The 11,629-nt window shown below is 71.9% G+C and carries 12 protein-coding genes; 10 read left to right on the top strand and 2 right to left on the bottom strand.

Annotated features, from left to right (window positions below):
* The first annotated feature begins 448 nt into the window (after positions 1–448).
* The 6 genes from ABD269_RS05290 to ABD269_RS05265 all read left to right on the top strand — a co-directional run bounded on the left by ABD269_RS05290 (position 449) and on the right by ABD269_RS05265 (position 6,266).
* Positions 449–1,462, top strand: coding sequence for a DUF4328 domain-containing protein (locus tag ABD269_RS05290; RefSeq protein ID WP_344116503.1), 1,014 nt, complete (start codon positions 449–451; stop codon positions 1,460–1,462).
* A 34-nt stretch (positions 1,463–1,496) separates the two neighbouring features.
* On the top strand, positions 1,497–2,147 hold the full coding sequence (locus tag ABD269_RS05285) for an RNA polymerase sigma factor (protein ID WP_301894356.1): 651 nt from the start codon (positions 1,497–1,499) through the stop codon (positions 2,145–2,147).
* Positions 2,147–3,424, top strand: coding sequence for a hypothetical protein (locus ABD269_RS05280; protein ID WP_344116501.1), 1,278 nt, complete (start codon positions 2,147–2,149; stop codon positions 3,422–3,424). The genes ABD269_RS05285 and ABD269_RS05280 overlap by 1 nt, the downstream gene beginning before the upstream one ends.
* 267 nt (positions 3,425–3,691) lie before the next feature.
* Positions 3,692–5,293 carry an acyl-CoA mutase large subunit family protein gene (locus ABD269_RS05275; RefSeq protein ID WP_344116499.1) on the top strand — a complete coding sequence of 534 codons (1,602 nt, stop codon included), beginning with the start codon at positions 3,692–3,694 and terminating at the stop codon, positions 5,291–5,293.
* 44 nt (positions 5,294–5,337) lie between these two features.
* Positions 5,338–5,550, top strand: coding sequence for a hypothetical protein (locus ABD269_RS05270; RefSeq protein ID WP_116213515.1), 213 nt, complete (start codon positions 5,338–5,340; stop codon positions 5,548–5,550).
* A gap of 50 nt (positions 5,551–5,600) precedes the next feature.
* Positions 5,601–6,266: a hypothetical protein gene (locus ABD269_RS05265; protein WP_344116496.1), complete on the top strand. Its 666-nt coding sequence runs from the start codon at positions 5,601–5,603 to the stop codon at positions 6,264–6,266.
* 6 nt (positions 6,267–6,272) lie between these two features.
* On the opposite strand, the gene ABD269_RS05260 is transcribed toward ABD269_RS05265, so the two are convergent.
* The gene (locus ABD269_RS05260; RefSeq protein WP_344116494.1) at positions 6,273–6,620 is read right to left on the bottom strand and encodes a hypothetical protein; all 348 of its coding nucleotides are present in this window, start codon (positions 6,618–6,620) and stop codon (positions 6,273–6,275) included.
* A gap of 146 nt (positions 6,621–6,766) precedes the next feature.
* On the opposite strand from ABD269_RS05260, the gene ABD269_RS05255 reads away from it, so the two are divergent.
* From ABD269_RS05255 to ABD269_RS05240, 4 genes are all read left to right on the top strand, one after another.
* Positions 6,767–7,372: a Uma2 family endonuclease gene (locus ABD269_RS05255; protein ID WP_344116492.1), complete on the top strand. Its 606-nt coding sequence runs from the start codon at positions 6,767–6,769 to the stop codon at positions 7,370–7,372.
* Positions 7,373–7,517: 145 nt separating this feature from the next.
* On the top strand, positions 7,518–8,813 hold the full coding sequence (locus ABD269_RS05250) for a sensor histidine kinase (protein ID WP_344116490.1): 1,296 nt from the start codon (positions 7,518–7,520) through the stop codon (positions 8,811–8,813).
* Positions 8,765–9,409 (top strand): LuxR C-terminal-related transcriptional regulator, encoded by a 645-nt coding sequence (locus tag ABD269_RS05245; protein ID WP_344116488.1) that lies wholly within the window; start codon positions 8,765–8,767, stop codon positions 9,407–9,409. The genes ABD269_RS05250 and ABD269_RS05245 overlap by 49 nt, the downstream gene beginning before the upstream one ends.
* A 90-nt stretch (positions 9,410–9,499) precedes the next feature.
* Positions 9,500–10,771, top strand: a complete 1,272-nt coding sequence (locus ABD269_RS05240) for a dienelactone hydrolase family protein (protein ID WP_344116486.1) — start codon at positions 9,500–9,502, stop codon at positions 10,769–10,771.
* Here ABD269_RS05240 and ABD269_RS05235 read toward each other — a convergent pair.
* Complete coding sequence (locus ABD269_RS05235; RefSeq protein WP_344116484.1) at positions 10,768–11,622, bottom strand: helix-turn-helix domain-containing protein; 855 nt, start codon at positions 11,620–11,622, stop codon at positions 10,768–10,770. The two genes, ABD269_RS05240 and ABD269_RS05235, sit on opposite strands and share 4 nt — an antisense overlap.
* Between the last annotated feature and the right edge of the window lie 7 nt (positions 11,623–11,629).

Genomic DNA, 11,629 nt, shown 5'->3' with positions numbered 1-11,629 from the left:
CCCCGGGGTGCGGGAATTCAGCCCGTCCGGCGTTTGAGGACGCTCCCGCAGGGAGCTCCCGCCGCAGGCGGCAACGGACCCGCAGCCGGGGGTCTGGGGCGGAGCCCCAGTTCGGGAAGGGGCGGGGCTGGGGAAAAGAAAAGGCGCGCGCAGCCCCATGCGCAGACAGAGGACGGCCGGGGCCGCCACCCCCCACAGGAGAGGCCCCGACCGCCATCCGGCACGAACCCTGGTGGGGCCCGCACTACCTACAGCGCCGCAGCCCCGAAATCCGTCACACTGTCATACCGGCAAGGCGGAGGCCGTTTCTGGACGAGGCCGGGCCCCTGCCCGTAACGTGCGGGTCCGCGCCCGCCCGAGGCGGCGCGCGTCTCTCCCGTTCGGTCCCGGTGGCCGGGGAACCGGGGGGTATCCGTAAGTTCGGCCACGTCCCCAGGGGGTCTGAGAAATGTATCCGTGCGGTCGATGCCGCGCTGCCGCCGTCGGCCCGGACGGCCGCTGCGCCGCCTGCGGCGCGTACCAGCAGCAGCCGGCCCCGCCGATGGGCATGCCGCCCGCGCCGCCGTACCCGTATGCCGCCGCGATGCCCGTCGGCGCCGCCGACCTGCGGCGTGGCCTGCGGATCGCGCTGAGCGTGCTGCTGTCGGTGAGCGTGGTGGCGCTGCTGTGCCTCTTCTGGGCGCGCACGGAGCAGCGCTCGGCGATCCAGGCGGTCATCGACGACGGTGTCGGCGGCAGCGCGGTGAACGACGCCGAGGACGCGGACGGCTACGTCGCGGCGGCGCAGCTCTTCTACTTCCTGATGCTCGCGGTGACGTCCGCGCTGTGGGCCGTGTGGTTCCGGCGCGCGCGGCTGAACGCGGAGCTCTTCGCGCCCGGTACGCACCGCATGGGCACGGGCTGGGCGGCGGGCGCGTGGTTCACCCCCGTGGTCAACCTCTGGTTCCCCAAGCAGATCGTCAACGACATCTACCGGGCCAGCGCCCCGGCGGGCCCGCAGAGCGCGCCCAAGGGACTGCTCAACACCTGGTGGTCCCTGTGGATCGGCTCGTTCGCCCTCAACGCGGTCTCGTTCGTCATGGCCGCCGCGGCCGGCGCCCGGCTTCGGTCCCGGGGCTATGACGGTTCCAGCTGGCACGACGACGTCGACGCCCTGAAGTCCGCCGCCAACCTCGCCGGGTTCTCGGCGCTGCTGACGGCGGCCGCGGGTGTCCTCGCGATCTTCGTCGTACGGCAGTTGGCGCGGCTCCAGGAGCAGCGCGCCCTGATGGGTCCCGCGCCGATGGGACCGCCGATGGGAGCGATGGGGCCGATGGGTCCCATGGGCGTTCCGGTGCCGGGCCAGATGGGCGGTCCGGCGGCCGGCCCCATGGCGGGCCCCGTGGCGGGCGGTTGGGGCAATCCCCCGCATCCGCCGCATCCATCGCAGAATCCTTACGGCAACGGCCCGGCCGGCTACTGAGCCGAGGATTCTCCCAGTGGGGCAGGATGAGGGTGTGCAGGGGGACGACACTGAGCTGACCGCCGCGGTGCGCGCGGCGCAGAGCGGGGACGAGACGGCGTTCCGTACCGTCTACCGGGCTGTGCATCCCCGCCTGCTCGGCTATCTGCGCACCCTCGTCGGGGACGTGGAGGCCGAGGACGTCGCGTCCGAGGCGTGGCTCCAGATCGCCCGCGACCTGGAGCGGTTCACCGGGGACGCGGACCGTTTCCGCGGCTGGGCGGCCCGGATCGCCCGCAACCGCGCCCTCGACCACATACGGATGCGCGGCCGGCGCCCGGCCATCGGCGGCGACGAGAGCGAGCTCGCGGGCCGGGCGGCCGACGCGGACACCGCCGGGGAGGCCCTGGAGTCCCTCGGCACGGACCACACCTTCGCGCTCATAGCCCAGCTCCCGCAGGACCAGGCGGAGGCCGTCGTGCTGCGGGTGGTCGTCGGCCTCGACGCGAAGAGCGCCGCCGGGGTCCTCGGCAAGCGGCCGGGCGCGGTCCGCACCGCGGCCCACCGGGGCCTGCGGCGGCTGGCCGAACTGGTGACGGCCCCCGAGGCGGTCCCCGGGCAGCGGCAGGCACAACCGTCACACACCGGAGCGAACGCTTCCACCGGTGTGACGCAATTGCGTACGCGGACGCAGAAGGACATGTGATGGCGGACGACCACCGGTACGAGTGGCTGGATGACGACGCCGCGGAGCGTCTGCTCACGCCTGCGCAGTCGCCTTCGGCGGACCCCGAGGCGGAGGCGGAGCGCCGGCTGGCAGCGCTCCTGCGCTCCCTGACCCCGGCACCCCAGGCCCTGCCGGGCGAGGAGGCGGCCCTGGCGGCGTTCCGCGCGGCCCGCGCGGAACGGACGCGCGACGCGCACGCTTTCGCGTTCGCGGAGGAGACCGCTTCGGGCACGGCGCCCGGTGGCCACGTCGCGGGCGCCGCGACGGCCGCGCCGTTGTCGGCGGACACCTCCGGTGCGGGCCGTGCGGCCGCGCACGGACTCATACCCGGGGCCATGCCGTCGGTGACGGACGCCGCCGGTCCGGCCCGGATATCTGACGATGCATCAGTGATCGCCGGGCCTGCGGACGCCCCGGCCACCCGCTCTCTCGCCGTCGGGACCGCACCCGCGTCCGCCCCCACTACGCGCGTCACTCACCCCGACCCCGTCGTCCGGATCGGCGTTGTCGAGAGGGCTCGGGGGCTGTTCGGGCGGCACTGGCGGCCCGTGAAGGTCGCGGTGGCGATGGCCGTCGCCGGGTGCGCGATCGGCGGGGTCGCGGTCGCGGCCGGTACGGGCGTGTTGTCGGCACCCTTCGGGCGTACGACGAGCGAGCCCGAGGCCGGCGCCAGCGTTTCCGCTCTCGACGACACCGGCATGGCGACCCCGCTGCCTCCTTCCGGCACGCCCGGTGCCTCGCCCTCGCCGGGCAAGGAGGGCAAGTCCCGCCCGAGCGGCAGCCCGTACACCCCCGCGCCGAAGGGCGGCGGCGGTGCCACCACCGGGCACGGCGGCAAGGAGGACGGACCCGGGGACGGCCCCTCGGCGACCCCCCGCCGCGACGGCGGTGACCACGGCGACGACGGGGACACGGCCGAGCACGGCCCCGCCTGGGCCGCCCGGCTGTGCCGCGACTTCCTCGCCGCGCAGCAGCGCCCCGGCCAGAGTGTCGACGAGCACGACCTCCGCGACCTGGAGCACGTCGTGGGCGCGGCGGGCGCGGACGCCCTGCGCGCGTACTGCGAGCGCCACGCGTCGGACGACGGCGGCAAGAGCGCCCCGGGCAAGGGCGGCGACGACGGCAAGGCCAAGGGCGGTGACGACGGCGACGGCGGCCACCGCGGCCGGTCCACCGGGCTGTTGCCGTCCGTCCTCGGCAGCCCCGGCCTCCAGCTCCCGAAGGTGCTTCCGGTCCCGCTCACCCCCTTGGTGTGACGTTTTCCGTGCCGTCGGCGCTGTAGGAAGTGTGCCGACTGGTCATCGGCCGCGCACGAGCCGGAGTTCCCCCCATACCGTCGGCTCGGCGCACCGGCGCGGGCGGGGCTCTTCCCCCGGCTCTGCCCGCGCCCCCCTCAGCCGTCACCTCTCGGCCGTCGCGCCGGTGCTTCCCTTCGCCACCCGGCGGAGCATCCTGTACGTACCGAATACGTACCGAAGGACGACACCGCACGGCGTGACGAGCAGCAGCGGGAGGCGGCACCCATGGCGCGCGAGCCGGACAGCAGCACGCGGTCGACCGAGTCCGGGCTGACCGTCGAACCCGTCTACGGACCCGAGGCGCTCGCCGGCTGGGATCCCGCCGAGCGGCTCGGCGCCCCCGGCGCGTACCCCTTCACCCGCGGCGTCTACCCGACGATGTACACCGGCCGCCCCTGGACCATGCGGCAGTACGCGGGCTTCGGCACCGCCGCCGAGTCCAACGCGCGCTACCGGCAGCTCATCGCGCACGGCACCATGGGCCTCTCCGTCGCCTTCGACCTGCCCACCCAGATGGGCCACGACTCGGACACCCCGCTCGCGAGCGGCGAGGTCGGCAAGGTCGGCGTCGCGATCGACTCCGTCGAGGACATGCGGGTGCTCTTCGACGGCATCCCGCTCGGCGAGGTCTCCACGTCGATGACCATCAACGCGCCCGCCGCGCCGCTCCTGCTGCTGTACGAGCTGGTCGCCGAGGAGCAGGGCGTGCCGGCCGACCGCCTCACGGGCACCGTGCAGAACGACATCCTCAAGGAGTACATCGCCCGCGGCACGTACATCTTCCCGCCGCAGCCGTCGCTGCGGCTCGTCGCGGACATGTTCCGGTACTGCGGTGAGGCGATGCCGCGGTGGAACACGATCTCGATCTCCGGCTACCACATGGCCGAGGCGGGTGCCTCGCCCGTGCAGGAGATCGCGTTCACCCTGGCCGACGGCATCGAGTACGTGCGCACCGCCGTCGCCGCGGGCATGGACGTCGACGCCTTCGCGCCCCGGCTGTCCTTCTTCTTCGTCGCGCGGACCACGTTCCTGGAGGAGGTCGCGAAGTTCCGCGCGGCGCGGCGGATCTGGGCGCGGGTGATGCGCGAGGAGTTCGGCGCGCGCGACCCCAAGTCGCTGATGCTGCGCTTCCACACGCAGACCGCGGGCGTGCAGCTGACCGCGCAGCAGCCGGAGCTCAATCTCGTACGGGTCGCCGTGCAGGGCCTGGCTGCGGTGCTCGGCGGCACCCAGTCGCTGCACACCAACGCCTTCGACGAGGCCATCGCCCTGCCCACCGACAAGTCCGCCCGGCTGGCCCTGCGCACCCAGCAGGTGCTGGCCCACGAGACGGACGTGACGGCCACGGTCGACCCCTTCGCCGGGTCGTACGCGGTGGAGTCGCTGACCGACGCCGTCGAGGAGGCGGTGCTCGGCCTCATGGCCCGGGTGGCGGACCGCGGCGGGGCGGTCGCCGCCATCGAGGACGGCTTCCAGAAGGCCGAGATCGAACGCAACGCCTACCGCATCGCCCAGGAGACCGACAGCGGCGAGCGCGTCGTCGTCGGCGTCAACCGCTACCGGCTGGACGAGGAGGAGCCGTACGAACCGCTCCGCGTCGACCCCGCGATCGAGGAGCAGCAGGTGGAGCGCCTGCGGCGGCTGCGCGCCTCCCGCGACGCGGCGGCGGTTCGGGCCGCGCTGGCCCGCCTGAAGAAGGCGGCCGGGGGAACGGACAACGTCCTGCCCCCCATGAAGACCGCACTCAGGGAGCGCGCCACGGTGGGGGAGGTGTGCGGCGCGCTGCGCGAGGTGTGGGGCACCTATGCGCCGAGGGAGTCGTTCTGACCGGACCGGGAACCCGCGCCCGCCGCGTGAGGGAAAATGGCGGGATGTCCTCCCCGCGCCGCACGTGCCCCGTCTGCTCCCGAGAGATCGCCGTGGTCGGCGGCCGCTTCGCCCGCCACGACCCCCCGGGCCGCCGCGCGTCCTACGACCTCATCTCCTGCCCCGGCTCCCGCCGCTCGGCCCCCCTCCTCTCGACGGAACCCCGCCTCTTCGACCCGGAGGAACCGGACATGAAGGGGCAGGGGCAGCTGTTCTGAGACCTTCGCATAGCCTCGACCGGATATCGGACGGTCGATGTGGGGGCAGTGTGCTGGAGCTTGTGCCGGACGACGATCCGCTGGGTGGCATGCGCCCGCTGCTGGATGACGACGAGGCATGCCTGGGCTATGAGCCGCAGGAGGGTTTCGTGGACCGCTGCTGGGTGCTTCATACGGCGTACCGGGGGACGGCCCGGGTCCGGTGGAACGATGCGCTTGCGGGCGCGGGCAAGCGGTTGGAGGACTGGCAGTTCACCCCGTCCTACAGGGTCTTCCGGGGGCTGGGTCTCGGCGAGGACTTCGTGGGCCCCGACCGGGGAGAGATCGACCGGGAGTGTCTGGCCCGCCTGGTCGAGATCCTGGCCCGGCACAGCACGGACGGCATGGACACGGAGTGCTACTGGGCCCAGGCACAGATCGAGGACATGGGCTGCCCGGTGACTGCCTGGCGCGGCAGCCTCGGCGAGGCGCCGGCCCACCGCGACGTGTGCGGGGAGCCCACCTGGATCGTCTCGAAGCAGTTCCCCGCGCATTGGTGGCCCCTGGACCGCTCCTGGTTCGTCCTCACCAACTGGGACCTGAGCGGGAGCGAGGTCTTCGGCAGTCCGGAGCTGATCGCCGACCTCCTCGCTGACGACGGGCTGGACGCCGTACGGCACCCGAGCATCGAGGAGGTGCAGGGCAACTACGCGGAGTGGCGCGCCCCCACGGTCTGATCGCGTTCACCTGTCCACGTGGACGAGCCACAGCACGATGGCTATGGGCATGAGTACCGCCATCAACGTCTTGGTGTACACGAACGCGAAGGCGCAGCCCGTGATGCCGAAGACGATGCGCTGCACCCGCTTGTACCGCACCTTCGCGCCGCCCCACGCGCCCGCCACGAAGGCGAGCGGGAGCGCGTAGCCGAGGGCCCAGACGAGCGGGAAGCCGGAGCCCGCGAAGTCCGCGTACGCGAGCAGCAGGGCGAGGGGCGTGCAGATCGCGGGGGCCAGCCACCACAGCTCGTCCGGCGCGGGCGCGGGCGCGGGCCGGGGCGGGTAGGGGAGCGGGGACGGCGTCGGGTTCATGACCCCAGTCCACCGCCGCGGGTCGTCGTACCGGCAGCGCGCGCGTACTCATTCGTACGTGCGCTCGTACTCAGCGCAGTTCGGAGCGGCTGTGGCCCTTGTACGATCGAGGTGTCGCGATGGGCACCGAGTGACCAGGAGACAGCGTGGCCGATGCCGTGGACCCTCAGACCTACGCACGGATGAGGGAGATCGCCGAGGAGCTCTGGCCGATCGCGGAACGCATGCAGGGTGCCTGGGCGGTCGAGATCGGGGCGGCGGGTGTCGTCGTCATGATGAGCCCGGTCAAGCGCCACGAGGCCATCGCCACCCGCATCGTGCGGCAGATCAATGCCCAGCTCGTGACCACGCACCCCGGCCAGGACGTCGTCGCCCAGTCCGGTGCCGAGGTGGAGCACCCGGTGGTCGGGCGGATGCGCCGTCCGGATGCCGTGGTCGTCCCGCTCGCTGTTCTGGACGAGCCGGGGGCGACGGTCGATCCCGCCGATCTTCTCGCCGTGGTCGAGGTGGTGTCGGAGTCCAATCCGGACAACGACTACGTCGAGAAGGCCGCCGACTACCCGGCCATGGGCATCCCGTTGTACCTGCTGGTCGATCCTCGCAAGGGCCTCGTCTATACCTACGCCGACCCCGCCCCCGGCTCCAACGGGCCGCACTACACGACGGTGTTGCCCTACGTCTTCGGCGACCGGGTGCCTTTCGGCCCGTGGAACATCGACACGACCGACTTCAAGCGCTACGCCGACGCCTGAGCGGACGGACGGGCTTCCCGGGCCGCGCTAGTACTCCCCCGTGTCCCCACAGGGGAGTTTTTCCCACCGACTTTGTGATCTTGAGCGCCACATAATTGCTGCGCGGCCCCGTTCGGGGCGTGTTGTGGGGGAAAGGCGCGGGTGGATGTTTCGGATCTCGATCCCGGAGGGGCTTCGGGGGCTCAGGCGGTGTCTGCTGCTGTGGTGGCTCGCCGTCGTGGCGACGGTGTTGTCCCTGCTGGTCGCCCTCACCGTGCTGCTGCTCGGCTCCGGGCTCGGGCTGTTGATGCTGCCGCGCACCGTGGGGTACGTACGGAAGCTGGCCGACCGGCAGCGCGAGCTGGTCGGTGACTGGACCGGCGAGCCCGTGCCCGTGCCGTACGACCCGCTGCCCGACCCCCTGCCGAAGGGTCTGCCGGGCGTCGCCGCCCGCTGTCAGTGGATTGTCCGGGACCGTCAGACCTGGCGGGACTGGGCGTGGATAGCCGTCGAGCCGATCGTCGGCGCCGCGATCGCCTCCGGGCCGCTCCTGCTGGTGCTGGGCGGGATCTGGGGGCTCGCGATGCCGTTCTACGGCGTGGAACTGTCGCAGCACTGGGACGGCCTGTGGTTCGAGTTCATCCCGGTCCGTGGACAGTTCACCGCCGCCCTGGCCGGCGCGCTCGGCGCGGTCAACCTCGGGCTGGCCCTGTGGGGCGCGCCCCACTCCGCCCGCATCCACGCCGCGTACACCCGTTCCCTCCTCGCGCCCGGCCCGGTCGCGCGGATGGCCCACCGCATCGAGCACCTCTCCGCGACCCGCTCCGACGCCGTCGACACGCAGATGGCCGAGATCTGCCGCATCGAGCGCGACCTGCACGACGGCGCCCAGGCCCGGCTCGTGGCCATGGGCATGACCCTCGACGCCGCGGGGCACCTCCTGGAGAGCAACCCCGAGGCCGTACGGCAGCTCCTGCTCGAAGCGCGCGAGTCCTCCTCGAAGGCCCTGGAGGAACTCCGCGACCTCGTCCGCGGCATCCACCCGCCGGTCCTCGCCGACCGCGGCCTCCCCGACGCGATCCGCGCGCTCGCCCTCGTCAGCCCCCTGCGCACCGAGGTGAACATCGACCTCCCCGGCCGCGCCGAACCGCCCGTCGAGTCGGCCCTCTACTTCGCCGTGTCCGAGGCCATCGCCAACGCCGCCAAGCACGCCCACGCGGACCGGCTCTGGATCGACGTCCGTTACGATCAAGGAAAGTTGCGCGTCACTGTCACCGACGACGGACAAGGTGGCGCGCGCATCGGCCTCGGCACCGGCCTGCGCGGCATCGAGCGCCGGCTCGCCACCTTCGACGGGGCCCTCTCCGTGCGCAGCCCCCACAGCGGCCCGACCATGGTGACGATGGAGCTCCCGTGCGTATTGTCCTCGCCGAAGACCACTTCCTGCTCAGGGACGGTCTGATACGGCTGCTCGGGGCGTTCGGCCACGAGGTCGTCGGGGCCGTCGACAACGGCCCCGACCTGCTGACCTCCCTCACCGGACTGCGCCCGGACCTCGCACTCGTCGACGTCCGCCTGCCGCCGACCTTCGCCGACGAGGGCCTGCGCGCGGCCGTCATGGCCCGCAGGGAGATCCCGGGCCTGCCGGTGCTGCTGCTGTCACAGTACGTGGAGCCGCTGTACGCCCATGAACTGCTCGCCGACGGGGGCGGTTCGGTGGGCTACCTCCTCAAGGACCGCGTCTCCAACGGTGCCGAGTTCATGAGCACGATCCAGTGCGTGGCACAGGGCGGCACGGTCATGGACCCGGAAGTCGTCACCAAGCTGATGCACCGCAAGGACCGCGACCAGGGCGTCGGCGCCCTCACCGCGCGCGAACGCGAGGTCCTGGAGTGCCTGGCACAGGGCCGCTCCAACGCAGGCATCGCGGAAGCGCTCTTCATCACCGAGAAGGCGGTCGCCAAGCACATCGGTAACATCTTCCCGAAGCTGGGCCTGCACCCGGACGAGGGCGACAACCGGCGGGTGTTGGCGGTTCTGGCGTATCTGGAGCGGTGAGAGTGCGCCTCTCCGGTGAGGGTGAACTCCGGGTATTCATAGGGGAGTTCCCGAAGGCGCGGTACGTGCCGCGGCGTGCACGATGACCACATGAGAATCCCTGATCGGGCCGCCGCACGCCGCCGTCTCGCCGCGCTCGGCGGCGCCGTGGCCCTCGCCGTCACGGCCGCCGCCCCCGCTTCGGCCACCGCCGACGATCACGACCGCCGACGCGGCCAGTTGGTCTCCGCGGAGCTCGTGGCCAGGCTCTCGCAGTCCACCGCCGCCCGGCAGGTGCGCGACCGCGGCTACGTAGGTGACGCCGCGGTGCCGCGCTACGGGGTGGACCACTACCGGGTGCTCTACCGCACGATCGACCCGCAGGGCCGCCCCACCACCGCGAGCGGCCTGGTCAGCCTGCCCGGGAACGACCGGCGGGAGCTGCGCGTGGTGGTCTACGAGCACGGCACGTTCGCCGCGCGGGGCGACGCGCCGTCCGGCGACCCGCGCGTGCCGACGGCCCCGTCGGTGCAGGCCGACTCGGTGCTCTTCGCGGGTGCCGGCTATGCCACCGTAGCCCCCGACTACCTGGGCCTGGGCAGCGGTCCGGGTCCGCACCCCTACGACGACCTGGCCTCCGAGACCACCGCCTCGGTCGACCTGTTGCGCGCCGCCCGCACGGTGGCCCACGACCAAGGGCGCCGCCTCGAACGGGGCGTCCAGGTGACCGGCTTCTCCCAGGGCGGCCCCGCCGCGATGGCCCTGGGCCGGGCCCTGCAGCGCGGCGCCGCCCCGCACTTCGGCCTGGCGTCGCTCGCCCCGGTCAGCGGCCCCTACGACGCCCAGCACGCCGAGGCACCGGCGGGCCTGGAGCGCGGCACGCTGCGGGGCAAGGACACCAACTACCTCTTCGCCTATTGGCTCACCGCCATGAACCGCAAATACCACCTGTACGACGCCCCGTCCGAGGTGTTCCGGGCGCCGTACGCGAGCTTCGTCGAATCCCTCTACGACGGCACGCACGGCGACGCCGAGATCTTCACCGCCCTCCCCGACACCCCGCGCCAACTCCTCACCCCGAAGGTCATCGACTGGGCCCTGCATCCCACGGGCAACCTGCTGCGCGCCTACAAAGAGAACGACACCAGCTGCACCGACTGGCGCCCCCGCGTCCCCGTCCACCTCTTCGCGGCCCGAGGCGACAGGGACGTGGCCTACGAGAACTCCCTGCTCTGCGAACGGGCACTGACCGCGGCGGGTGCTCGGGTGACGCTCACCGACGTCGGCGACGTGGAGCACTCGCCCTCGCGCCGGGCGGCACTTCCTGAGGTGCTTGCGTGGTTCGGGGAGCGTCTCCCTGCGGACGGCGACTTCTCTTCCTAATCGGGTGAGTGGCGGTCGAAATAGTGACTCGCCGTCAGGACCAGCTCTCGCACGCTGTTGCCGTACACGGCGGACTGCTGCAGGAGAGCGAAAGCCTTGAAGTAGAGTTCGATCTCCCGCGGTTGGGTGACAGAGAACTCCGCCGAGTAGGTCTCCACGAGGACGAGCCTGTCGTCGAACATCGAGAATGAGTTTCCGGGCCAGATCTTCATGGGAGCGGACCTCGGGATGATGCCCAGGCTCAGCCGTGGGAGCCTCATCACCGCCAAGAGGCGGTCGAGCTGCCCCTTCATCACCTCCGGGCCACCGAAGTTGGAGTAGAGAGCCTGCTCACCGAGCAGCACGTTGAAGATGCGGTTGCCCTTGTACAGGTACTGCTGTCGCTCAAGCCGCTTGGCCACGGCCGCTTCAGCGTCATTGGGGATCTCGTAGTAATCAACGACCTGGTCGAAGGTCTCCACGGCGTAGTCCGCCGTCTGGAGCGTTCCCCATACGACCGTGGGATGCCAGATGCGGAACACCTTGGTCTTTGCGTAGACCGACAGGGCCTTGCTCTGCCGTTTCTCCGCCCCAGTCTGAAGCTGCCGGCGCCACTCGAGCCAAAGCTCGTCGATATGGCGAGCAGTCGCGATCAAATCCTGTATGTGCTCCTGCGTGTTGGTCCTGTCGCACCAGATGCGGAGATCTTCTTCGCTGGCTTTCTGTTTGCCGTTCTCGATCCGAGAGACCTTGGACTCCGCCCAGCCTGTGGCCACGGCGAATGCCCGGCCGCTCGCGAACCCCGCATCCTTGCGGAACGCTCGCAGCCGGACTCCCAGCGCCTCTCGCGCTTCCTGTGCCTGGTTGCTCACTGATGGA

This window comes from Streptomyces blastmyceticus, assembly GCF_039521185.1.
In the GTDB taxonomy this organism is placed as follows: Bacteria; Actinomycetota; Actinomycetes; order Streptomycetales; family Streptomycetaceae; genus Streptomyces; species Streptomyces blastmyceticus.
The sequence above is the reverse complement of the archived record's forward strand: the minus strand, read 5'-3'. Positions and strand labels throughout refer to the sequence as shown.

What these genes read in the sequence shown, in the direction of transcription:
- ABD269_RS05275 (WP_344116499.1), top strand. Translation starts at nt 3,692, where the DNA reads ATGGCGCGCGAGCCGGACAGCAGCACGCGGTCGACCGAGTCCGGGCTG.
- ABD269_RS05290 (WP_344116503.1), top strand. Translation starts at nt 449, where the DNA reads ATGTATCCGTGCGGTCGATGCCGCGCTGCCGCCGTCGGCCCGGACGGC.
- ABD269_RS05260 (WP_344116494.1), bottom strand. Translation starts at nt 6,620, where the DNA reads ATGAACCCGACGCCGTCCCCGCTCCCCTACCCGCCCCGGCCCGCGCCC.
- ABD269_RS05250 (WP_344116490.1), top strand. Translation starts at nt 7,518, where the DNA reads ATGTTTCGGATCTCGATCCCGGAGGGGCTTCGGGGGCTCAGGCGGTGT.
- ABD269_RS05240 (WP_344116486.1), top strand. Translation starts at nt 9,500, where the DNA reads ATGAGAATCCCTGATCGGGCCGCCGCACGCCGCCGTCTCGCCGCGCTC.
- ABD269_RS05280 (WP_344116501.1), top strand. Translation starts at nt 2,147, where the DNA reads ATGGCGGACGACCACCGGTACGAGTGGCTGGATGACGACGCCGCGGAG.
- ABD269_RS05270 (WP_116213515.1), top strand. Translation starts at nt 5,338, where the DNA reads ATGTCCTCCCCGCGCCGCACGTGCCCCGTCTGCTCCCGAGAGATCGCC.